We start from the raw sequence: 22,152 nt of genomic DNA on the forward strand, positions 1-22,152 counted from the left end.
CACGCTGCGCACTCCAGCATTTTGCCGACGCCCCGCTGGAGCCCACCATGTCCATGATCCGCCTCCGCCTGATCGGCAACCGCGACGCCGCCGACTCGATCATCAGCGTGCTACACGGCATCGACGGCATCGAGCACGTCGAGGAGATCGAGGACCTGATGCTGGGCGTGCGCGACGATTCCAGCTCGGCCAACCTCGTCGACGACAGCGAAGGCAGGGTCTTCATGCTGGAGGTCGACGCTCCCAACGACATGTGCGCGGATGCGGTGCGCGTGGTCGCTGAATCCGAGGCACGCCGGCTGGACGCGGGCCTGGAGATCGTCGACGACGAGGATTTCTAGCCTGCCGGCCCAGCCACACCTCCGCGGGACGGGCTTCGGCCTGGCACCCGCGTAACAGAACCCTTGTGGGCTGGGGCCCACCCATGCAGGGAATCAGCCGCCGCGGACCAGCAGGTGCCGCGCCACGCGGCCGTGCATGCGCCCCAGTCCACGCGCCAGGTGCAGCGTGGCGAACAGCAGCAGCACGCCCAGGATGCACAGCACGATGGCGTCGCCCCAGCCCGGCACGTGCTGGCCCCAGCCCCAGTTGATGACCGGCCGGTCGTTGACGTACGCGTCCGATATCCATCTTGGGGCGAACGCCCAGGCGATCGGGGCGCCGATGAAACCGACGGCGACCGACACCAGCGTCACCGCGATGGTGAAGTACACGATGCCCAGCGGCAGCATCAGCAGCATGTAGAGCAGCGTGGTCCAGGTGCGGGCATCGGTGAACATGCGGCCGATGCGCTTCATCAAGGTCAGGTTCTGCGCCGGATACGGCGGGCGCCGCGGCATGCGCGCGCCGAGCATCGCCTCGACGATGCGGCCCTCGACCAGCGACAGCGCCCGCACCGAGCCGAAGAACAGCACGATGAAGGGCAATCCGACGATCAGCACCGACAATCCCGCCGACAGCGACACCCCGGTGACCACCCAGGTGAAGTAGAAGATGCCGGTCGCCAGCGCCAGCACCATGTAGAACAAGGCGCCGTAGGTGCGCGGATCGGCCGCCACGCCGAAGAAGCGTCCGGCGAGCGAGCGGCGCTTCGGCGGCGGCGGTGGACGCAGCGCCCGCTGGATCCTGATCTCCTGGTCGCGGTACAGCTCCGCCACTTCGTCCGGGGCCCCGTAGCTGCCCACCACGTGCGCCAGCATGTCCGCCTCGCTGCGCTGCGGCTGTTCGGCCAGCTCCGCGCGCAGGTGTTCCTCCGCGTCGTAGAGCGCGTCCTGCACCAGCGCCGGATCGGCGCCGCGCAGGGCGGCCTTCAGCTGATGGAGGTATTCGTTGATCGTGCGCGGTGCGTTCATCACACCTCTCCTTGAAGGACCTTGTCGACGGAATCACGCGTGGCGTTCCAGGCCGCGACCCATTCGCGCAGCACCTCCCGCCCCGGCTTGGTAACGCGGTAGTAGCGGCGCGGCGGCCCGCTCACCGAAGGCTCCACTTCGCTGGCCAGCAACCCGGCCGCCTCCAGGTTGCGCAGCACCGGGTAGAGCGCGCTCTGCTTGCCGGCAAGCACGCCCTCGCCCAGCTCCTCCAGCCGCTTGGCAATCTGGTAGCCGTACAGCGGCTGCCGCGATTGCCCCAGCACCGCCAGCAGCACCAGCGAGACGGTGCCTGCCGACAGCTCCTTCTGGAACTTCTTCAGATGGCCGACCCTATCGTCCACACGCTCGCCTGCACTGCCACTTGGGTTGCTGTGCAGGTTAGTGTGAAGTTAGCACTAGTTCATGGGCCTGAAGTCATGCCGGCGCGGCCCGGTCGCGCAGTGTGCGCTGGGGCACCGCGACCGTAGAGCTAGGTTGTGGCTTGCCCGCGAGCCAGTCCATCGGCACCGAAACGTGCACTTGGAGTCCCAGCGGATTCCATGCGAGGCGGGCTCGCCAGCGAGCTGTTCGCGGAGAGTCGGATCAACCAGCCGGGACCGGCTCCGGTCCGCTGCGGCGCCTGCATGACGGCCTACCGTGCTCGGACCCATGCAGGATGAAAAGCGCCCCCCCCGCGCGCCGCACACGTTCACGCGCCCGCCGAACACCGCGAAGGCGCCCTACTGATCGACCACCTGGACCATGGCCCGGGTGGCGTCGATGACCCGTTGGAGGATATCCAGCTGTGGAGCTTCAGCGGCCAGCTTGTTGGTTGCGCCGGAAGGTTTCGGCGGTGGGCTCGGCCGGACCTGTTGTCGGGCCATGGTGCGGTCGCGCCCCAGCTGCCGTTGGTGCCTCCGGAAACGGTGGCACGCGTGGTGCCTGCGCGTGCCACTGAAGCTGTCGCCCGCACTGCGCGGCGCGTTGCGACGAGCCGGTCCATGGAGATGGACGCGGCGCTCGATGAAGGTGGCTGGTCGAGGGGTCAACGTTGCGCCGGCAGGCCCGGAAATCATGGCCCTGGAACGGGCCCGCAGCTTTCGCTGCCAAGAGCCGGCGGAGTGAAGCCCCGGCCGCGGCAGCCGCGCCGAGCCACCGGTTCGACCGCAGATGCGCTCAGGCTTCCAGCGCTGCGTTCACCATCTCCGGCAGCGTTTCCAGCGAGAACGGCTTCTGCAGCACGCGGTAGACCACCGAATGCAGCGACGGCGGCAGCGGTGAGGGTGCATAGCCGGTCATCAGGATGACCTTCATGCCAGGCCGCAGTGTGCGCGCCGCTTCGGCGACCTGGTAGCCGTCGATGTCGGGCAGCTTGATGTCGCTCAGCAGCACATCGATGCGCAGGTCCGACTTGAGGGCCTGCACGCCGGAGGTGCCGTCGCTGGCTTCGACCACGCTGAAGCCGGCCTCCTGCAGGCCTTCCATGACCAGTTCGCGCAGGAACGCTTCGTCTTCGACCAGCAGGATGTGGGGGGCGGTGTCGACAGCAGGCATTACGCTTCCTCCGGAATGGCGTCGCGGGGAGCCCGCGGAAGGATGATGTGAATGGTGGTGCCGCGGCCGGGCCGGCTCTCGATGCTAGCCACGCCGCGCGACTGCTCGACGTAGCCCAGGATGGTGCTCAACCCCAGCCCGGTGCCCTTGCCCACCGGCTTGGTGGTGAAGAACGGATCGAATGCCTTGCGGCGCACGTCCTCGCTCATGCCCACGCCGGTGTCGACCACCCGCAAGTGCACGTAGTCGCCGTCGGCCAGCTCGCTCAGCGGGTGGCTGGCGTCCACGCGCACGTCGTCGGTGCAAATGGAAATCTGCCCGCCCTCGGGCATCGCGTCGCGCGCGTTGATGACCAGGTTGAGGATCGCGTTTTCCATCTGGTTGGAGTCGCACAGCACCGCCCAGCTCGAACCCAGCCGGTAGTCGATCTTCCAGCTGGAGCCCACCGAGTGGTCCAGCAGCGGCTCGATGTTGCGGATCAGTTCGTCCAGCCGCAGCGACTTGGGCGACAGCGGCTGCCGGCGCGCAAAGCTCAGCAGGCGTTGGGTGAGGCTGGCGGCGCGGTCGATGCCGTCCTGGGCCATGCCCAGGTAGCGCTGGATCTGCGCGTGGCGCGCCTGGCGCTGGCGGAAGAACGCGCTGTCCTGGTCGGGCGCCAGCCGGGCGGCGGCAGACCGCTCGGCACGGTCCCCGGCCGCGACCCGCTCGCGCTCGATCTGTTCCTCGCGCTCGGCCATCGGTTCGCTTTCCAGCAGCAGCCGCTGCAGGCGCGCCAGGCTGCCGCGGATGATCATCAGCAGGTTGTTGAAATCGTGCGCGACGCCACCGGACAGCTGACCGATCGCCTCCATCTTCTGGCTCTGCCGCAACGCCTCCTCGGTGCGCGCACGCTGCTCCATCTCGGCGCGCAGCCGCCCGTTGGCGTTGGCCAGTTCGCGCGCGCGCCGCTGCAACACGGCGTTCGCGCGCGTGAGCACGCGTTGCGCCACCGCCAGTGCGGCAAGCATCAGCAAGGCCATGATCGTCAGCAGGACGACGCCGCTGTAGCGAACCATCTGGACCATCAGCGGCGCGGTGGTGGCGCGCAGGTAGACGCTACCGATGGCGGTGGTGCCCTGCTGGGCCAGCGCGGCCACCAGCAGGTGGCCAGGAGGCAGGTGTCCGCCGTTGGCCAGGCTGTCGGCGATCGGTTCGCTGCCCGGGCGTTGGAAGCCGGCGATCTGGTGGTGCGCCTCGTCGTACACCGCCGCGGCATCCAGGCGCGGGTCGAGCATCAACGCGTTGACGTATTCCTGCGCCGTGGCGCGGTCGTTGAATGCCACTGCGGCGGTCACGCTCGCGGCCAGGATTTTCGCCTGCACGGACAACTGCCGCTGCCGCTCGGAGGTGGCCGAGTGGTACTGGTAGCCCGTGGCAAGCGCCCCGGCGAGCAGCAGCAGTGCGGCGGCGACCAGCGCCACGCCCGGCCGGAAGGCGAACGACTGGCCGAGCCCGCGCGCCTTCACGTCGGTTGCCTCACCGTCAGGGCGAGATTGAGCAGCTTGGAACTGATGCTGATGTGGTTGCGCGCGGCCTGTGCGGTATCGATCACGAAACGCACGCGCCCGCGCTCGATCACGAACTGCACGATGCCACCCGGGTTGTCCGTGGTGGAGTCGAGCACCGTCAGCACCGGCCTGCCGCTCACGGCATCGAGCGCCTGGCGGACGCTCTGCGACGGCAGGTGGCTGATGAAGACGATCTGGCACGCCGCGTCGGGCGTGAGCGAGTCCATCCGGCGCACCTCGAAGGGGTGCGTGCCCAGGCTGCGCCCGGCCACGGCCTTCTCCAGGTAACGGCCGAACGGATCGTCGCCGGCCACGCAGATGTGGAAGGGCTCGTTGGCCGCGGTGAAGGTGGTGGGCGGCCAGTTCACGAACGGCGCCAGCTTGTAGAGGTAGGTCGCCTTGACCGCGTATTCGAGCGAAACATCCGCTTGCCCGGCCCGCGCCCTGGCCTGGCCCGTGGCGCACGCCAGCAGCAGCGCGAGCAGGCAGGCGCGCGGGGCGACCGCCCGGGTACGCAAGCTGGCGGATCGGAACGTGGCGCGACGGCTGGGCTTGGGCATCGGGTGCAATCTTCGCGCGCGTCTAGAAGTTCACGCGGGCGTCGAGCGACACGCTGCGCCCGATCCGGTCGCTGCCCGGGAACACGTATTCCTGGTGCCAGCTGCGCAGCAGGTTGAAACCGGACAGCGACAGTTCCAGCTTGTCGTTCACCAGCCATCCCAGGCGCGCGTCCAGTTCCACGTAGCCGGGCACCTTCGGGTCGGGCAGTGGGCCGACGCCACGCAGTTCGGTATACAGCGTCCAGCGGTCGGAAAGGTTGACCGTCGAGCGCACGAAGCCCTGCCGGTCGGGATCGTCGCCGGCCTGCGCCAGGCCCAGCAACCCGCTCCCGTCCGGCTTGAAGCGCAGGTGCTGGCGCCGGGTAGTGAAGCCGGCACCCAGCTGCCAGCGCTCGCTGACTGCATAGCTGCCCCAGGCCTCCAGGCCCAGGGTGTGGCCCTGCATGTTGTTGCCCCAGGTCAGCGGCAGCACCGTGACCGGCGCGAACTCGACCGTGCGCAGGTCGTCGTAGACGTTGTAGTAAACCGAGACCGACACCGTCGCGCGCGTGGCAACCTGGGCGCGCCAGCCCGTCTCGTAGGCGGTCAGCTTCTCGCGGCGGAAGTCCGGGTTGCCGGCGAGGAAGGTGACCGCGCCCTGCTTCTCGATCACGTCCTCGTCGAACGGCGTGGGCGTGCGCACGGCACGCGAGGCGGCGGCCCACAGCAATACGTTGCGGGTGGGTTGCCAGGACAGGCGGGCGTTGGGCATCAGCGACACGCCCGAGTAAGGATCGTCCTCGGCTTTCAGGCCCAGCGTCAGCTGCGTGCGCGCGTCCAGCGCGATCTGGTCCTGGACGAACGCGTTGGCGAGGTTCTGGGTGTTGCGCGTCGGATCCCACAGCAGCGAGCTGTCCACGCCGATGCGCGGCTTGATGTCGTAGCGGTAGATGCGGTCGCCGACGCCCCAGACCAGCTGGTTGCGCTCGCCCAGCGCCAGGTTGTGCTGCGCTTCGATGTCCCAGGTATCGAGCTTGAAACCGCTGCCGTCGCCCTGGTTGCGGCGATACACGTGGTCGTAATAGGTCTGCAATTGCAAACTGGATGTCTCGCTGAGCGCATGCTGCCAGCGCGCGAGCAGGTCACCCTCGCTGCTGCGCGCCTCCGGACCCGCAGGTTGGTCCTGCCGGCCGTCGTGCAGGTCGCCCTGCAGCATGAGCGCATCGCCGTCGCCGGCATCCCAGTCCAGCCGGAAGCCTGCCTGCGGCTTGCGCCAGCCATCGTGCGCGTCCTGGCCGGCGCTGTCGTCGAAGGCGCGCCGCCGTATCTCGCTGGCATACACCCGGTAATGCGCGTGCGGCCCCAGCGTACCGCCATACTGCACGGCCGCGCTGCTCTCCAGGTTGCCCGCGCTCAGGCTCAACAGGCCCCCCTGGGTGTCGGCCGAGGCGCGGGTGATGATGTTGATCACGCCGTTGACCGCGTTGGCGCCCCACAGCGCGCCACCGGGCCCGCTGATGACCTCCACGCGCTCGATGTTCTGCGGCAGCACAAACTGGTCGTCCCAGTACATGCCCGAGAAGATCGGCGAATACACGCTGCGCCCGTCGATCAGCACCAGCAGCTTGTTGGGGAAGTTCTGCGCGAAGTTGTTGCCGCTGAACCCGCGCGCGGTAATGGTGTAGCCGCTGGGGCTGGTCTGGAAAATCTCCAGATTGGGCGCCAGCCGCAGGATGTCGGGCAGGTTGCGTGCGCCCGAACGCATGACGTCGTCGTGGCTGATCACGTACACCGCGGCGGGCGCCTCGCTGAGCGCTTCGGGTTTCTTGGCCACCGAGGACACCACCACCTTGCCCAGGTCCTCCAGCGAAAGGCTGCCAAGGTCGGTGGCCGGCACGGCCATGTCACCGGCCTGGGCGGCCTGGGCGACCTGGATCGACAACGCAAGCAGGATCGATGCGGCGAGGCCGCTCCTGTGGGTTACCGCATTCATGCGGTCGCCTCGGCGCGGGCGATCGGGCTGCGCATTGAGGTCATCCTTATCTTGACGTTTCTTGGGGGCATGCGTTTGCGCGGCGCGCGGACGATGGAAGGGTAGCCGATCCGGTCCGGGTCACCGTGTAGCGGATGTCTGTGACCGAGAGTGTAACGTCAATGCCGTGAGCCAGTTCTCGCCCGCAGCACTATCGCGGCTCGGCGGCTTTCGTATTTGCCTGCGGTTGCGCGTCGAGCGCGCGCACGAACCAGCGGATCGACGGCGATGTAGTGCGCCCAGGTGTCGATCCCGCGGACCAGGTCTTCCTCGTCGCGGCCCAGGGAATGCAGGTAGGCCAGCGCACTGCCCCAACGCCGGCTACGTACGGCAAGGTCGTTCGCGTTGTGCAACCTGGCGCGGATCTTCTTCTCGTTGCGGATCATGCCCCCGGCGGCCATCAGGCCGGCAATCTGCTCGTCCGGCCAGGCGGCCACCGCCGCCAGGTCGAAGCCGGCGAAGGTGCGACGGATCGCCGCCCGGCGCGCCTGCACCACGGCCGGGCGGAAGCGCGCCTGGAACAGCGCGGCGGCGAGCAGTTCGAACACCTGGTCGTCGCTTCGCGCAGGCTGGTCGTCGAGCGGGTTCCAGCCTTCCACGATCCACGGGAGCATGGGCATGCAGGGTGGCCGGCGGCGGCCCGCCGCCGCCGGCGCATTGCGTTACGCGGCGAGCGAGGCGTTGTCGATCACGAAGCGATACCTCACGTCGCTGCGCTGCATGCGGTCGTAGGCCTGGTCGATCTTCTGTGCCGGGATCATCTCGATGTCCGCGACGATCCCGTGCTCCGCGCAGAAATCGAGCATCTCCTGCGTTTCGGCGATGCCGCCGATCAGCGAGCCGGCGATCGAGCGGCGGCCGAAGATCAGCGTCCCGACGTTCGGGCTCGGGTGTGCATGCTCGGGCACGCCGACCAGGCACAGCGTGCCGTCGCGCTTGAGCAGACGGGTATAGGCATCGAGGTCGTGGCTGGCCGCGACCGTGTTGAGGATGAAGTCGAAGCTGCCCGCGTGCCTGGCCATGTCGTCCGGATCCTTCGAGATCACCACCTCGTCCGCGCCGAGGTCGAGCGCGTCCTGCCGCTTGGATTCGGACGTGGTGAAGGCCACCGTGTGCGCGCCCATCGCATGGGCCAGCTTGATGCCCATGTGGCCCAGCCCGCCGATGCCGACGATACCGACCTTCTTGCCGGGGCCGGCGCCCCAGTGGCGCAGCGGAGAGTACGTGGTGATGCCCGCGCACAGCAGGGGCGCGACCGCGGCCAGCTGCTCTTCGGGATGGCGGATCTTCAGCACGAAGCGATCGCTCACCACGATCTGCTGCGAATAACCGCCCAGCGTATGCCCGGGAGCATCCGGCGTCTTGCCGTTGTAGGTGCCGGTGAAGCCGTTCTCGCAGAACTGCTCCAGCCCCTCGCCGCAGGAGGCGCAGTGCTGGCAGCTGTCGACCAGGCAGCCGACGCCGACGGTGTCGCCGACCTTGAAGCCGGTGACCTCGCTGCCGACCGCGCTGACGTGGCCGACGATCTCGTGGCCGGGCACGCAGGGATACAGCGTGCCGGCCCATTCCGAACGCACCGTATGCAGGTCCGAATGGCAAACGCCGCAATAGGCGATGTCGATCTGCACGTCGTGCGACCCGGGCTGGCGGCGCTCGATGTCCATCGCTTCGAGCGGCTTGTTGCTGGCGTGGGCACCGTAGGCTTTGGTCTTCATGGATGGTTCCTGTGCAGGTGGGGATGAGTGCAACCGGACGACGGTAGCAAAGCAGGCTTAGCTCTTTCCAACCTTCGCCGGGCCGGCGAGGTACTGCGCGTCGCTGACGTGCTCCATCCAGTCCACCAGCTTGCCGTCGAGCGCTTCCTGGATGGCGATGTGGGTCATCGACGTGGTCGGCGTGGCGCCATGCCAGTGACGGTGGCCGGGCGGGCAGAAGATCACGTCGCCGGCGCGGATCTCCTCGACCGGGCCGTCCTCGCACTGCGTCCAGCCGCAGCCGGCGGTGACGACGAGGATCTGGCCCAGCGGATGCGAGTGCCAGGCGGTGCGCGCGCCCGGCTCGAAGGTGACACTGGCGCAAGCGGTGCGCCCGGGCGCGGGCGCGGTGAACAGCGGGTCGATACGCACCGCGCCGGTGAACCATTCGGCCGGTCCCTGTATCGACGGCTGGGAGCCATTGCGCTTGATCTGCATGGGGTGCTCCTGGAAACGGACCAACCGCTAGTGTGGAGACGCCAGTGGCGCGTGATTAGCCGCTCGATCGCGCATGCACCTGTGATCGGCGCTCATCCATCGGACCGAGGCGCGCGGCGTGGCCCGGCGGAACTACAACGATCTACTCGCCTTCGTATCGTTGGCGCGTGAGCTGGCTTTCAACAGCATTACGCCCATCCTCGCCGCAGCGATCGATGGGTTCTGCGTGTCCTACCGCCGAGGACCAGGTGTTGCCGCACGTGCACGCCGGACGCCTGCTGCGTGTGCTGGAGGACTGGTGCCCGCCCTTCCCCGGCTACCACTTCTGCTACCCCGAGCCGCCGGCAGCCTTCGGCCGCCTTCGCGCTGGTCGTGGAGGCGCTGCGGTACCGCGGAATCCGCTGAGCGTTCGGCCCCTGCTTGACAGCCGCACAGATATTTCCATAATTCCCGAATGATGGAAATCAAAGCCGCGCTGGCTGCCCTAAGTTCACTCGGCCATGAGACCCGCCTTGCCGCCTTCCGGCAGCTGGTGCAAGCCGGGCCGGACGGCCTTTGCGTGGGCGATCTGCGCGCACGCCTGGACCTGCCGCCGGCCACGCTCACCGCGCACCTCAACGTGCTGCGCGCCGCCGGGCTGGTGCTCGACGAGCGCGAGGGCCGGGTGATCCGCCTGCGCGCCGACTACGCGCAAATGGACGCGTTGATCGGCTACCTCACCGAAAACTGCTGCGCCGGGTCCGCCAGCTGCGGCCCGGTGCAGGCCTGCAAACCACGCCGCAAGGGAGCCTAGAGCCATGAACCGATTCCACGTGCACCTGAACGTCGCCGACCTGGAAACAAGCATCCGCTTCTACACGGCACTGTTCGGCGCCGAACCGACCGTGCGCAAGGACGACTATGCCAAGTGGATGGTGGACGACCCGCGCGTCAATTTCGCAATCTCCAGCACCGGCCGCGTGCCGGGCGTCGACCACCTGGGCATCCAGGCCGACAGCGGCGAGGCGCTGGCTTCGCTCGGCCGGCGGCTGGACGCGGCCGGTGGCGCGCTCGTGCCAGAGGAGGCGACCGTCTGCTGCTATGCACGCTCGGACAAGTTGTGGACCGAGGACCCGCAGGGCACGCGCTGGGAAACCTTCCACACCTTCGGCGAGGCGACCACCTATTACGAAGGTGAGGCGCCCTGCGCGACGGACGGTGCAAACTGCAGCCCCGACCTGCGCGCGGCCAAGCCGAAAGTGGACAAGGGCGCGGTCTGCTGTGCGCCGGGCTCCGGTTGTTGCTGAGGCGCGGCCGGGGGACGGAGATCAACGCATGAAAAAGCGCGTCCTGTTCGTGTGCGTCGAGAACTCGAACCGCAGCCAGATGGCCGAGGCCTTCGCGCGGATGCACGGGGGCGAAGGGGTCGAGGCATGCAGCGCCGGTTCCGCGCCCTCGGGCCGCATCAACCCGCGTGCGGTGGAGTGCATGGCGGAACTGGGCTACGACCTTTCCGCCCATGTTTCCAAGTCGCTGGACGAGGTCTCGGGCACCTTCGACGCCGTGGTCACCATGGGCTGCGGGGACCGTTGTCCGTGGGTACCGGCGCGCCGGCGCGAGGACTGGAACCTGCCCGACCCGAAGCACCTGGACGACGACGGCTACCGGCGCGTGCGCGACGGGATTTCCGCACGCGTCCAGGCACTGCTGGCGTCGCTCTGACCATGCTGCCGCGCAAGCTGCTTGCCGAGTTCATCGGCACCGCCATGCTGCTCGCCGCCGTGGTCGGCTCGGGCATCATGGGCGTGATGCTCTCGCCCGGAAACGCCGGCATCGCGCTGCTCGCCAACGCGGCCGCGACGGCAGGCGCGCTGTATGTCCTGATCGTGCTGTTCGGGCCGATCTCAGGCGCGCATTTCAACCCCGCGGTCACGCTCGCCCTGGCGCTGCGTGGCGACCTGCGCGCGGGCGACGCGCTCGCCTACGTGCTCGTGCAGGTCGCTGCCGCGGTCGCCGGCGTGCTGCTGGCCCATGCCATGTTCGGCCTGCCGCTGCTGCAGCCGGGCACGCACGCGCGCAGCGGCGCCGCGCAGTGGCTGAGCGAGGGCGTGGCGGCGTTCGGCCTGCTGCTGGCGATCCTGCTCGGCAGCCGCCAACGTCCGCAGGCTGTCGCCGGGCTGGTAGCGAGCTACATCTTCGCCGCGTACTGGTTCACCGCGAGCACCTCCTTCGCCAACCCGGCGGTGACCCTTGCGCGCTCGCTGACGCAGAGCTTCGCAGGCATCCGGCCGTCCGACGTGCCGGGGTTCGTGCTGGCGCAGCTGGTCGGCGCGCTCTGCGCGGTCCCCGTCGCGCGCTGGCTCTCGCCGACGCCACAGGCGCCCGGCTAGCCGGGCATGCGCGAGCCGGGAGAAGCGGCGCCCGCGTTCAACTTGAGGACGGTGCTTTCCTCCTCCGTCGGGTACACGCCCTTGAGCACGTCGTCGAAATGGGCGCGCACCGCATCGTTGCATCCGCACGAAAGCTGGTGCAGCTGGTCCCTGTCGCGCACGCGCACGCCACCGCGGCGTGTTTCGAGCACGCCGCGCGACTTCATGTTTTGCACCACCCGGCTGATGTAGCTGCGGCCCACGCCGAGCATCGAGGCCAGCTGTTCCTGGGTCAGCGGCACGTCGTGGTCGCCGGTGCGATCCAGCGCGGCCGTCAGCCATTTGGCGACGCGTTGCTCGATGGTGTGGGTCGCATTGCAGGCGACGGACTGGAAGACCTGGGCCAGCAGGCAGTCGGCGTAGCGGGCGAACAGGTAGCGCAAGGTCGCCGATTGCGCCTTCGCTTCCTCCAGCGCCCGCGACTCGATGCGATAGAAGGGCCCGGGAAACTGCACGAGGCCGCGTGCATAGGCGGGCAAACGGCCCTGGCTGACGATGCCGCCAAGGGCACCCTCGCGCCCGACCAGGGCGGTTTCCACGCCGCGCCCGTCTTCGAGCATGACCACGTAAGAGACCAAGCTCGGGCCGCACGGAAAATAGACGGTCTGCACCGTATCACCCGGCTCGTAGAGAACCGTTTCCGTGTCGGCGAACCAGGGGCTCAGGTGCGGCGTCAGCAATGACAGGTCTTCCGCGCGCAACGCACGAAGCAGATTGTTGGCAGGCCGTTCGACGCGGAGCTCCCGGACGTCACCCGCTTCGCCGCCGTTCATGTGCCGGTCCATGCCTACCTCCAGGGCAGGCGTGGCCTGCCGCTCAACCGCTGAGCACGCTCTCAGCGCCGTCGTCATCTAACACCCACAAAGGTATTGGCGATGTGATCCCGCGTGCGTGCGTGTCCACAAGTGAACATACACAGCGGGAGTTGCGCACCTACAGTGCTGGCCCATCGCCGTGAACGCAGCGTCGCTGCCGCGTGCGGCGACCGCCCGTCCGGCCCCACACCTCCTGCCTGGACGCGACGCGCTCCGGCGGCATTCGGGATCCCATGCGACAAGACATCCAATCCGGCGGAGCCCCCCATACCGTCCCGTCCCTGGAACGTGCCGCGATCCAGGCGCATGGTGCGCTGCTGGCGATCGACGACACCGGCCGCATCGCGTCGCTCGCGGGCGCCACCGACCGGTTGTTCGGCCGCACGCCGCACGATCTGATCGGCAGCCCGCTGGTGGACACGCCGGGCGCGCCGTACGGTCCGTTACCAGCCGTACCGCCGGACCTCACGACACGCCCCCGACATGTGGGGCGCTGGCTCGATCGTGACCGCGGCCGCTGGGACGTCTCGGCCCATCGCAGCGGGCCGTATACGCTGCTGGAGTTCGAGCCGGCACCCGTGCACGAGCCCCTTGCGGCGGCAGCCGTCGCTGCCATCCTCCGCGCCTGCGCGGCCTTCGAGTCCTGCGCCGACGTACAGGCCGCCTGCGCGGCCTGCGCAAAGGCCTTGCGCCAGCTGACCGGATACGATCGCGTGGCGATCGGGCGCTTTGCCGCCGGTACCGTTGCCGTGGCAGCGGCCGTGGAGGAAGCCGCCCCTCCATCGCTGCCATCGCTCGCTGGCTCCCTCCCCTTGCCATTCGCGCCCGACGGGGCAGGTCTGCCCCACGCAGTGCCCGACCTCGCCTGCCTGCCGACGCCGGTGTTTCCTGCCCGGGCGGACGGCGGGGAACCTGACCTCGGCCACTGTGTCCTGCGCCCCATCGGAGCGGCGCAACGCGGGCACCTGGAAAGCCAGGGCGTGGAGGCGTCGCTGTGGTTGCCGATCGTCGTGGGCGGCCGGCAGTGGGGAGCGGCCGCCTGCCATCACGCCACGCCGCGAGCCATGCCTTGCGCCCTTCGCCTTGCCTGCGAAACCGTGGTGCGCGAGTGCGCGTTGCGGATCGAGGCGTGCGAGGCACACGAGCGGCAGCGGCAGGCCGGCCTGCTGGTGCAGGAAGCCCATCACCGCATGCAGAACAGCCTCCATATCGTCGCCGCGATGCTGCGGTTGCAGGCGCGACAGGCGACCGGGGACGAGGTCCGTTCCGAACTCGAGGCCGCCGCGGAGCGCCTGGCCGCCGTCAGCGCGGTGCACCGGCAGCTGAGCCAGCCCGACGGCGCGCGCGAGGTGCGGCTGGACGCGTACCTGGGGCAGCTGTGCACGGAGCTTGCGCGATCCTGGGGCGACGCCTGGCTGGAACAACTTTCGATCGATGTCTGCCGCGCGTCGCTTGCCGCCGAGAGCACCATCAGCCTGGGACTGGTGGTGACCGAACTGCTCACCAACGCAGCCAAGTACGCCTACCGCGGCGCACCCGGGCCGATCGAAGTGCGCGCCCGTACGCACGGCACCTGGCTGCACGTCACCATCAGCGATCGCGGCTGCGGCATGCACAGCGAGGTGGCGGGAACCGGGTTCGGCTCGAGGCTGAACCGGCTGTTCGCCGCGCAACTGGGCGGTGACATCCAGCTGGCCTCCGGCGAGGCCGGCACCACCGCGACGCTGCGCGTTCCGCTGCTGCCGACCCGTCGGGGCCGCGTGGCCGGGGCGACCGCCGGAGCCGACACACACTGACCCGCCGCGAGCCGCAAGCGCAGAGGCTTGGCAATGCCGTGCTCGCGATACGCGTGCGCTCGTTAGGGAAACGTCGACGCAATTGCTCGGCGATCCGCGACGAATGTCTAGCGGATGCTTAACCGCAGCTGTGTTGGAGTGCCTCCCGAGTACGCCGATTACCGAGGTGTAGCCATGCACGACGCACTCGACATCCGCACCGCGCCACGGTACCGGGCTGCCGCCATCACGGCCGCTCCCGTCCTTCGCCGGGGCGCGCGCCGCCTGTTCCCGCGGGAGGCGTTCGACGACTGGGAGAACGTCCGCGACCGCGGCCTTGCGCCGGCCTGATCCGGCGTCAACCTTCCGGCATCGGCTACGCCGGACCCAAGCCGAACATGCCATGCCTGTGGCCCCTGCCGCGGGAACGGCATCGCGCCTCCCGGCGAGGCGACGGCGTGCGCAGCAGAACCTTTGACCAGGGAGGCTCCATGAAGAAGCTGATTGCGCTTTGCGCCATCCTCGGCACGCTGGCCGCGGGCGCGGCGGCGGCCAAGAACGTGACCCTGCTGAACGCCTCATACGACCCGACGCGCGAGCTCTATCGCGACGCCAACAGCGCCTTTGTCACGCAATGGAAGGCACAGCACGGCGACCGCGTGACCATCCGCATGTCGCACGGCGGTTCCGGCAAGCAGGCGCGCGCGGTGGTCGATGGCATGCCGGCCGACGTGGTGACGCTGGCCCTGGCGCACGACATCGATGTGCTGGCCGAGCGCGGCCTGCTCGCGCGCAACTGGGAACAGCGCCTGCCCGACAACAGCGCGCCCTACACCTCGACCATCGTGTTCCTGGTGCGCAAGGGCAACCCCAAGAAGATCCGCGACTGGTCCGACCTGATACGCCCCGGCGTGCAGGTGATCACGCCCAACCCCAAGACCTCCGGCGGTGCGCGCTGGAACTTCCTCGCCGCCTGGGGCTACGCGCTCAAGCAGCCGGGCGGCAACGAAGCCAAGGCGAAGGCCTTCGTGCACGAGCTGTACAGGCACGTGCCGGTGCTCGACACCGGCGCGCGTGGCGCCACCAATACCTTCGTCCAGCGCGACATCGGCGACGTGCTGCTGGCGTGGGAGAACGAGGCCATGCTCGCCCGGCAGGAGATGGGCGGCGCCGACGTGGAGATCGTGGTGCCGTCGATGAGCATCCTGGCCGAGCCGTCGGTGGCCGTGGTCGACCGCAACGTCGACAAGCACGGCACCCGCGCGGTGGCCGAGGCCTACCTGAAGTTCCTCTACTCGCCGCAGGGCCAGGAAATTGCGGCCAGGCACCACTACCGCCCGCGCTCGGAACAGGTGATGGCCAGGTACGCGAACCAGTTTCCGAAGGTCCACCTGTTCACGCTCAAGGACACCTTCGGCAACTGGACCGAAGTCAACACCAGGTTCTTCGCCGACGGCGCGATCTTCGACCAGATCGGCCCGGGGACATGACATGCGGCGGCGACGGATCCTGCCTGGTTTCAACCTGAGCCTGGGCTACTCGCTCACCTACCTGGGCCTGATCGTGCTGCTGCCACTGGCGGCGCTGGCCTGGAAAGCCTCCGGGCTGGGCCTGGAAGGGCTGATCGGGTTGTTGCGCGTGCCGCGCACGCTCGCGGCGCTCAAACTCAGCTTCGGCGGCGCGACGCTGGCGGCCGCGATCAACGTGGTGGTCGGCCTGCTGGTGGCATGGGTGCTGGTGCGCTACCGCTTCCCCGGGCGACGCCTGTTCGACGCGATCGTCGACCTGCCGTTCGCCTTGCCTACCGCCGTCGCAGGCATCGCGCTGACCGCGCTGTACGCGCCCAACGGCTGGATCGGGCAGTGGCTGGCCGCGCTCGGCATCAAGGTTGCCTACACACCGTGGGGCGTGCTGGTGGCAATGGTGTTCGTCGGCTTTCCGTTCGTGGTGCGCACGCTGCAGCCGGTGCTGGAGACGCTGGAGCACGACGTGGAGGAAGCGGCCGAGACGCTCGGTGCACGGCGCTGGCAGATTTTCCTGAAGGTGATCCTGCCGATGCTGGTGCCGACCCTGCTGACCGGCTTTGCGCTGGCTCTGGCACGCGCGGTGGGCGAGTACGGCTCGGTGATCTTCATCGCAGGCAACATCCCGATGAAGTCGGAGATCGCGCCGCTCCTGATCGTGCAGAGTCTCGAACAGTTCGACTATGCCGGCGCGGCCGCGCTGGGTGCGGCGATGCTGGCGTTCTCGTTCGTGCTGCTGCTGGCGATCACGCTGTTGCAGCGCTGGAGCCACCGCTGGTCGGAGTCCACGCCATGAGCCGGAAGCGTACGCAGGCCTTGGGTTGGCCAAGGTTGCTCGGGCGCGGCCTGCTCACGCTGGGCGCGGTGGCCTTCCTGATCGTGTTCCTGCTGTTGCCGCTGTCGGTGGTGTTCGTCGAGGCATTTCGCCAGGGCGCCTGCGCATTTTTCGACGCGATCGGCCAGGACGAGGCACGCTCGGCGATCTGGCTGACGGTGCTGGTGGCGGCCATCGCGGTTCCGGTGAATCTCGTTTTCGGCGTTGCCGCGGCGTGGGTGATGGCGCGCTTCGAGTTCACGGGCAAATCGCTGCTGGGCGCCTTCATCGACCTGCCGTTCTCGGTCTCGCCGGTGGTTTCGGGCCTGGTCTACGTGCTGCTGTTCGGCGCGCAGGGCTGGTTCGGGCCGTGGCTGGAAGCGCATGGCGTAAGCGTCATCTTCGCCGTTCCGGGGCTGGTGCTGGCGACGATGTTCATCACCCTGCCGTTCGTGGCGCGCGAGCTGATCCCGCTGATGCAGGCGCAAGGCGACGAAGAGGAGGAAGCGGCCCGCGTGCTGGGCGCCAACGGCTGGCAGATGTTCTTCCGCGTGACGCTGCCGAACATCCGCTGGGCGCTGCTCTACGGCGTGCTCTTGTGCAACGCGCGGGCGATGGGCGAATTCGGCGCGGTGTCGGTGGTTTCGGGCCACATCCGCGGGCTGACCACCACGATCCCGCTCGAAGTGGAGATGCGCTACAACGAGTACGACTACGTCGGCGCGTTCGCCGTCGCGTCGCTGCTGGCCTTGCTGGCATTGCTGACGCTGGCGATCAGGATCGCATTGGAATGGCGCTACGGCGACGAGCTCGCCGCACATGCACCGGGCGGGCGCTGACGCCATGCCCGCTTACCTGCCCGCCCTTGCTTTCCTTCCGCCTGCAGGCGATGAAGCCCGGGGGCTTGTCTCGCGAGGAACCGACGCATGACTCTCGAACTGACCCGCATCAACCGCCGCTTCTCCGACTACCCGGCGCTCAACGACGTCAGCCTGAGCATCGCGCCGGGCGAGTTCCTGGCACTGCTGGGGCCGTCCGGCTCGGGCAAGACCACACTGCTGCGCATCCTCGCGGGGCTGGACTATCCGGAAAGCGGCCGGGTGGAATTCAACGGCAAGGATTTCCTGGCCGCGGCGCCGCGCGAGCGCAACGTCGGGCTGGTGTTCCAGCACTACGCCCTGTTCCGGCACCTGACGGTAGCGGAGAACGTGGCCTTCGGCCTGCGCGTGCGGTCGCGGCGCATGCGCCCGAAGCGCGCCGAGATCGATGCGCGCGTGGAGCAATTGCTCAAGCGCGTACAGCTAGATGGCTTCGGCAAGCGCTATCCCTCGCAGCTCTCCGGTGGCCAGCGCCAGCGCGTGGCGCTGGCCCGCGCACTGGCGGTCGAGCCGGACCTGCTGCTGCTCGACGAGCCGTTCGGCGCGCTGGACGCGCAGGTCCGCGTGGCCCTGCGCCGCTGGCTGCGCCGGCTGCACGAGGAGCTGGGCCTGACCACGGTATTCGTCACCCACGACCAGGAAGAGGCGCTGGAATTGGCCGACCGCATCGCGGTGATGAACCGCGGGCGCATCGAGCAGGTCGGCACGCCGCGGGAGATCTACCAGCGGCCGGCGACGCCTTTCGTGTGCGAGTTCATCGGCAAAGCCAACCGGCTCGCATTGCGCCGCGAGGACGAGCGCTTCGTCGCCGGCGGCTGGACCTTTGCCGCCGATCCGTGGATGGGCGAGCACGCGCAGGCGATCGCCTACGTGCGTCCGGAGCACCTGACCCTGTCCACCGAGCCCGTACCCGGCGCTTGGCGCGCGCGCCTGCGCCACGTGTACCTGGCCGGCAGCGTGGCGCACCTGGAGCTGGACGTGGCGGCGCTGGACCACGCGCTGGAGGCCGACATCGCCGGCGAGGACCTGGCGCGGATGGGCCTGCACGCCGGCGACGGGCTGTATGTCTCGCCCAGCCACGCGGTGATCTTTCCACTCGATCGCGACGGCAGGCCGATCGCCGGCGATCGCTGGCTGTGGCGGGCCGGCATGGCGACGACGCCGACCCGCCTGCCGCTTCGCCGGTCAGAAGTTGAGCTGGACGCGCATCGCGTAGATGGTGGGATCCAGCGGTAGGTTGCCGCGGTCGCTGAAGGCACGGATCACGTTGGCCTGCAGCTTGAAGTGGTCGTTGATGTACCAGTTCAGGCCCAGCGTCCAGTCGTGTTCGCGCCCGCCCATCACGGCGCCATCGTCCAGGTCGAGCGTGGCGTAGCGCAGCGCCAGTTCCAGCGCGCCCCAGGGATGCTGCGGCGTGAGGCCGGCGACCGAGCCGGTCTTGTAGCCGCGCGATTCGCCGGTCAGCGCCCAGGTACCGAACACGTAGTAGCCGCGGGCATGGAAGTCGCGCAGGCCGGGGCGCACCGCCTGCATCGCCAGGTATTCGCCCTGCAGCAGCATCGGGCCATGGATCCAGGCCGCTTCCAGGCCCTGGCGGTCAAGCCGGTCGACGCCATCGAGCGTGCCGGTATCGACCAGGCGCACCGGCGTCAGGTTCACCTCCGGGCGCGCGCGGATGCGGCCGGTGCGGTCGTCGCGCAATTCGCGCGAAGCGGTCAGGCCCAGATGCACCACCTCGCCCGGCTCCTGCACCGGGTTGTAGACGACCCGTCCGGCGAAGGTTTCGCCGGCGGCATCGTCATTGAGGTCGTGGCGCGTAAAGAAGGCCACCTGCAGCAGCCAGTGCGGGATACCCTGGTAGAACCAGTCCACGCCGACGCGGCGGCCCTCGTGCACCGCCTGCTCGGGCAGGCTGCGCTCCATGAAGGTGACGTTGCTGGTGGACGTGTTGCCGTCTTCCCAACCCACCGGCGTCTTGAACTGGCCAAGGCGGAAGCGGCCTGCCCTGGTCTCCAGGCCGATGTAGTTGTCGACCCAGCTGTTGGCCTGGAAGTCGTAGCCGGCGTTGATCGTGAAGACGCCCTTTTCGACATAGAGATTGAATTCCTGCCGCCGCCAGGTTTGTGCGTCGTCGAACCGGTCGCTGCCATCGGCCAGGCGATCATGGGTGAAGCGATTGAGGTCGTATTGCAGCAGGCCTTTGAGGCCCGCATCGACACCGTTGCCCAGCTCCACGCTGGTGGGCCATGAGCCGGCATCGCCTGCAAGCGCCGGCGGGGCCAGGCTCCAGGCGATGGCGGCGGCCGCCAGGATACGTAGACGCATAGTCGCTCCCAATGAAAGAGACCCCTGATTGTCCTGCTGGCGGTAGCGCGCCGGCACACGGTTCGAGCGCAGCAATAGCATCGCGCTGGTTAGACGATGATCGCCGTGGCGTCGGCGGCCAGTCATGACGCAGGTCAACGGAAACCAAACGGGTGCGTGCCCGTATAGCCCTTCGGGCGGATCGCGATCGCCGTTGTTCCGCACGGTCGCGTGAACGCTATAAGCTTCGGCCCTCATCCATGCCAGCAGGGGACCTCGCATGCGCCGCACGCTTCTTGCCATCACACTCGCCAGCCTGTTCGCCCTGCCCGTGCTGGCCGACCAGACCAGGCCCACGCCGACAACGAAGGAACTGCTGGCGCAGTCGAAGCCGCAGGAATGGCGCACGCCTGCCCCGGCCAACCTGCTCGACATGAAGCTGCCCGGCGGCCACGTACTGATCGAGCTGGCGCCGGACTTCACCCCGCTGCACGCGGCCAACATCCGCACGCTGGTGCATGAGCACTACTTTGACGGGCTGGCGATCGTGCGCGTGCAGGACAACTTCGTCACCCAGTGGGACGACCCCGCGGCAGACGACGAGGACAAGGCGCACGTCAAGCCGCTCGGCGAGGCAAAGGCGACCCTGCCACCGGAATTCACCCGTGCGATCGATCCGAAGCTGGAGTGGACGCCGCTGCCTGATGGCGACGTGTACGCGAAGGAGGTCGGCTTTTCCGAAGGCTTTCCCGTCGCGCGCGATCCGGGCCACGGGCGCGAGTGGATCGCGCATTGCTACGGCACGGTAGGCGTGGCGCGCGACGTCGGTCCGCAGACCGGCAACGGCAGCGCGCTCTACGCGATCATCGGCCAAGCCCCTCGTGGACTGGACCGCAACCTGGCCGTCGCCGGCCGCGTGATCGAGGGGATGGAACTGCTCTCCGCCTTGCCGCGCGGGCCGGTGCCGATGGGCTTCTATACCGACAAGTCGATGCGGGTGCCCATCGAGTCGGTGCGCCTGGCGGCCGACCTGCCGGCGGCCGAGCGGCCAAAGGTCGAAGTGCTGCGCACCGACAGCCCCACCTTCGCCAGGTTGGTCGAGGCCAAGCGCAATCGGCGCGATGCGTTCTATACGCAGCCGGCCGGCGCCATCGATCTGTGCAGCATCGGCATTCCCTCGCGCATGATCAAGTGACGAACCGGCAACGGCGGAGTCCTCCCGCTCGGCCCGGACCCTCACCCGCCTGTCGGCACCTTCTCCCGGAGGGAGAGGGGTTCGGGTGGAGGGCTTGAGCCAGGCGGCGCTTCGACTTCGGCGCTGCGCACCTTCGCTCAGCGCGAACGGGTTGGGGCACGGGGCGGGTTGAGCCGCTCTCTTTCCGGGAGAGCGGCTGGGTTGAGAGCCGTTCTTGCCGCACGCTGCCCTGTCTGCGCCAGCTGCCGCCTACAATGCGTGTCTCCCACCAACGCGCGACACACCCAATGCAAGCCATCAGCAAGGCCCGCCTGCAGATCCATTTCTGCGTGGTGTTGTGGGGCTTCACCGCGATCCTGGGCAAGCTGATCACGTTGCCGGCCTCGGCGCTGGTGTGGTGGCGCATGCTGCTGGTGACGCTGGCGCTGTTGGCGACGCCGCGTGTGTGGCGCGGGCTGCGGGCAATGCCGGCACGCCTGCGCTGGGCGTATGCAGGCATCGGCGTGCTGGTATCGCTGCACTGGCTCACCTTCTACGCGGCGATCAAGCTTTCCAACGCCTCGGTGGGTGCCACGTGCATTGCGCTGGGACCGGTGTTCCTGGCCTTCGTCGAACCGTGGATCGCGCGCCGCCGCTTCGACCCGCGCGAGCTGCTGATCGGCGTGGCCGTGGTGCCGGGCGTGGCGCTGGTGGTCGGTGGCGTGCCCACGGCGATGCGGCTCGGCCTGGTGGTAGGTACCGCTTCGGCGCTGCTGGTGGCGTTGTTCAGCGCGTGCAACAAGCGGCTGGTCGAGCACGGCGACCCGCTGACGGTAACCTGCCTGGAACTGGGCACCGGCACGCTGTTCCTCGGCCTGCTGGTGCCGTGGCTGCCGCATGCCGGGGCAGCGTTCGTGCTGCCGGACGTGCATGACGCCATCCTGCTGGCGCTGCTGTCCTTCGGCTGCACGCTGCTGCCGTTCGCACTGGCGCTGGTCGCGCTGCGCCACCTGAGCGCGTTCGGCACGCAGATGGTGACCAACCTCGAACCGGTCTACGCGATCGTGCTGGCCGTGGTGCTGCTGGGCGAGCAGCGCGAGCTGGCCTGGCCATTCTACCTCGGCGTGGCGGTGATCCTCGCGGCCGTGTTCGTGCATCCATGGCTGAGCCGGCGCAGCGAGGCGGCACAACCGGAACTGATGGGCGTGAGCGAGGCGCACAACGCCACGGACTGAAGGCGCGCCG

At 68.7% G+C, this 22,152-nt stretch carries 23 protein-coding genes and 1 pseudogene; 13 read left to right on the forward strand and 11 right to left on the reverse strand.

Going from position 1 to position 22,152, the window contains the following annotated elements; genetic code table 11:
• The first annotated feature begins 47 nt into the window (after nt 1-47).
• The gene (locus BMZ38_RS00790) at nt 48-341 is read left to right on the forward strand and encodes a hypothetical protein (RefSeq protein WP_091332994.1); all 294 of its coding nucleotides are present in this window, start codon (nt 48-50) and stop codon (nt 339-341) included.
• A 93-nt stretch (nt 342-434) separates the two neighbouring features.
• On the opposite strand, the gene BMZ38_RS00795 is transcribed toward BMZ38_RS00790, so the two are convergent.
• The 9 genes from BMZ38_RS00795 to BMZ38_RS00835 all read right to left on the reverse strand — a co-directional run bounded on the left by BMZ38_RS00795 (nt 435) and on the right by BMZ38_RS00835 (nt 9,216).
• Nucleotides 435-1,352, reverse strand: a complete 918-nt coding sequence (locus BMZ38_RS00795) for a sensor domain-containing protein (protein WP_091332997.1) — start codon at nt 1,350-1,352, stop codon at nt 435-437.
• Nucleotides 1,352-1,714 (reverse strand): PadR family transcriptional regulator, encoded by a 363-nt coding sequence (locus BMZ38_RS00800; protein ID WP_091333000.1) that lies wholly within the window; start codon nt 1,712-1,714, stop codon nt 1,352-1,354. Before BMZ38_RS00800 ends, BMZ38_RS00795 begins: the two co-directional genes overlap by 1 nt.
• A gap of 814 nt (nt 1,715-2,528) precedes the next feature.
• A complete protein-coding gene (locus tag BMZ38_RS00805) occupies nt 2,529-2,906 on the reverse strand; it encodes a response regulator (protein ID WP_091333002.1) in 378 nt (125 codons plus the stop codon).
• A complete protein-coding gene (locus BMZ38_RS18155) occupies nt 2,906-4,411 on the reverse strand; it encodes a sensor histidine kinase (RefSeq protein WP_091333005.1) in 1,506 nt (501 codons plus the stop codon). The genes BMZ38_RS00805 and BMZ38_RS18155 overlap by 1 nt, the downstream gene beginning before the upstream one ends.
• Nucleotides 4,408-5,013: a TOL_0243 family YfiR-like periplasmic protein gene (locus BMZ38_RS00815; protein ID WP_091333006.1), complete on the reverse strand. Its 606-nt coding sequence runs from the start codon at nt 5,011-5,013 to the stop codon at nt 4,408-4,410. Before BMZ38_RS00815 ends, BMZ38_RS18155 begins: the two co-directional genes overlap by 4 nt.
• A gap of 22 nt (nt 5,014-5,035) precedes the next feature.
• Nucleotides 5,036-6,985, reverse strand: coding sequence for a TOL_0244 family TonB-dependent receptor (locus BMZ38_RS00820; protein ID WP_091333008.1), 1,950 nt, complete (start codon nt 6,983-6,985; stop codon nt 5,036-5,038).
• A gap of 158 nt (nt 6,986-7,143) precedes the next feature.
• Entirely contained in the window at nt 7,144-7,644 is a 501-nt protein-coding gene (locus BMZ38_RS00825) for a DNA-3-methyladenine glycosylase I (protein ID WP_091333011.1), read from the reverse strand.
• A 42-nt stretch (nt 7,645-7,686) separates the two neighbouring features.
• Nucleotides 7,687-8,739, reverse strand: a complete 1,053-nt coding sequence (locus BMZ38_RS00830) for an NAD(P)-dependent alcohol dehydrogenase (protein WP_091333014.1) — start codon at nt 8,737-8,739, stop codon at nt 7,687-7,689.
• Between the two features lie 57 nt (nt 8,740-8,796).
• A complete protein-coding gene (locus BMZ38_RS00835) occupies nt 8,797-9,216 on the reverse strand; it encodes a (R)-mandelonitrile lyase (RefSeq protein WP_091333017.1) in 420 nt (139 codons plus the stop codon).
• A gap of 454 nt (nt 9,217-9,670) precedes the next feature.
• Here BMZ38_RS00835 and BMZ38_RS00845 point away from each other — a divergent pair, with 454 nt between their 5' ends.
• Genes BMZ38_RS00845 through BMZ38_RS00860 form a run of 4 tightly spaced genes read left to right on the forward strand, consistent with a single transcriptional unit; the run spans nt 9,671 to nt 11,585 of the window.
• Entirely contained in the window at nt 9,671-10,009 is a 339-nt protein-coding gene (locus BMZ38_RS00845; RefSeq protein ID WP_425431833.1) for an ArsR/SmtB family transcription factor, read from the forward strand.
• Nucleotides 10,010-10,013: 4 nt separating this feature from the next.
• Nucleotides 10,014-10,502 (forward strand): ArsI/CadI family heavy metal resistance metalloenzyme, encoded by a 489-nt coding sequence (locus BMZ38_RS00850; RefSeq protein ID WP_091333022.1) that lies wholly within the window; start codon nt 10,014-10,016, stop codon nt 10,500-10,502.
• A gap of 28 nt (nt 10,503-10,530) precedes the next feature.
• On the forward strand, nt 10,531-10,917 hold the full coding sequence (locus BMZ38_RS00855; RefSeq protein ID WP_091333024.1) for an arsenate reductase ArsC: 387 nt from the start codon (nt 10,531-10,533) through the stop codon (nt 10,915-10,917).
• Between the two features lie 2 nt (nt 10,918-10,919).
• On the forward strand, nt 10,920-11,585 hold the full coding sequence (locus BMZ38_RS00860) for an aquaporin (RefSeq protein WP_091333026.1): 666 nt from the start codon (nt 10,920-10,922) through the stop codon (nt 11,583-11,585).
• Here BMZ38_RS00860 and BMZ38_RS00865 read toward each other — a convergent pair.
• The gene (locus tag BMZ38_RS00865) at nt 11,582-12,409 is read right to left on the reverse strand and encodes a Crp/Fnr family transcriptional regulator (protein WP_217638703.1); all 828 of its coding nucleotides are present in this window, start codon (nt 12,407-12,409) and stop codon (nt 11,582-11,584) included. The genes BMZ38_RS00860 and BMZ38_RS00865 overlap by 4 nt on opposite strands.
• 263 nt (nt 12,410-12,672) lie before the next feature.
• On the opposite strand from BMZ38_RS00865, the gene BMZ38_RS00870 reads away from it, so the two are divergent.
• The 6 genes and pseudogenes from BMZ38_RS00870 to BMZ38_RS00890 form a co-directional block, all read left to right on the forward strand.
• Nucleotides 12,673-14,235, forward strand: a complete 1,563-nt coding sequence (locus tag BMZ38_RS00870) for a sensor histidine kinase (RefSeq protein ID WP_091333028.1) — start codon at nt 12,673-12,675, stop codon at nt 14,233-14,235.
• A 174-nt stretch (nt 14,236-14,409) separates the two neighbouring features.
• Nucleotides 14,410-14,565 (forward strand): hypothetical protein, encoded by a 156-nt coding sequence (locus BMZ38_RS17690; protein WP_175483641.1) that lies wholly within the window; start codon nt 14,410-14,412, stop codon nt 14,563-14,565.
• 140 nt (nt 14,566-14,705) lie between these two features.
• Nucleotides 14,706-15,704, forward strand: a complete 999-nt coding sequence (locus tag BMZ38_RS00875) for a sulfate ABC transporter substrate-binding protein (protein ID WP_091333030.1) — start codon at nt 14,706-14,708, stop codon at nt 15,702-15,704.
• A gap of 1 nt (nt 15,705) precedes the next feature.
• Nucleotides 15,706-16,533: a sulfate ABC transporter permease subunit CysT gene (cysT, locus tag BMZ38_RS00880; RefSeq protein WP_091333032.1), complete on the forward strand. Its 828-nt coding sequence runs from the start codon at nt 15,706-15,708 to the stop codon at nt 16,531-16,533.
• Nucleotides 16,530-17,390, forward strand: coding sequence for a sulfate ABC transporter permease subunit CysW (gene cysW / locus BMZ38_RS00885; RefSeq protein ID WP_091333034.1), 861 nt, complete (start codon nt 16,530-16,532; stop codon nt 17,388-17,390). Before cysT ends, cysW begins: the two co-directional genes overlap by 4 nt.
• Nucleotides 17,391-17,477: 87 nt before the next feature.
• Nucleotides 17,478-18,524, forward strand: a pseudogene (locus tag BMZ38_RS00890) (sulfate/molybdate ABC transporter ATP-binding protein); the annotation flags it as partial.
• Nucleotides 18,525-18,614: 90 nt separating this feature from the next.
• On the opposite strand, the gene BMZ38_RS00895 reads toward BMZ38_RS00890, so the two are convergent.
• Nucleotides 18,615-19,754 (reverse strand): OprO/OprP family phosphate-selective porin, encoded by a 1,140-nt coding sequence (locus tag BMZ38_RS00895; protein WP_175483642.1) that lies wholly within the window; start codon nt 19,752-19,754, stop codon nt 18,615-18,617.
• Between the two features lie 259 nt (nt 19,755-20,013).
• Here BMZ38_RS00895 and BMZ38_RS00900 point away from each other — a divergent pair, with 259 nt between their 5' ends.
• Together BMZ38_RS00900 and BMZ38_RS00905 are read left to right on the forward strand one after the other, a co-directional pair.
• Nucleotides 20,014-20,928 (forward strand): peptidylprolyl isomerase, encoded by a 915-nt coding sequence (locus BMZ38_RS00900; RefSeq protein ID WP_091333039.1) that lies wholly within the window; start codon nt 20,014-20,016, stop codon nt 20,926-20,928.
• 287 nt (nt 20,929-21,215) lie between these two features.
• On the forward strand, nt 21,216-22,142 hold the full coding sequence (locus BMZ38_RS00905; RefSeq protein ID WP_091333041.1) for a DMT family transporter: 927 nt from the start codon (nt 21,216-21,218) through the stop codon (nt 22,140-22,142).
• Nucleotides 22,143-22,152 lie beyond the last annotated feature (10 nt).

Origin of the sequence: Frateuria terrea (assembly GCF_900115705.1) — a bacterium.
GTDB classification, from domain to species: domain Bacteria; phylum Pseudomonadota; class Gammaproteobacteria; order Xanthomonadales; family Rhodanobacteraceae; genus Frateuria_A; species Frateuria_A terrea.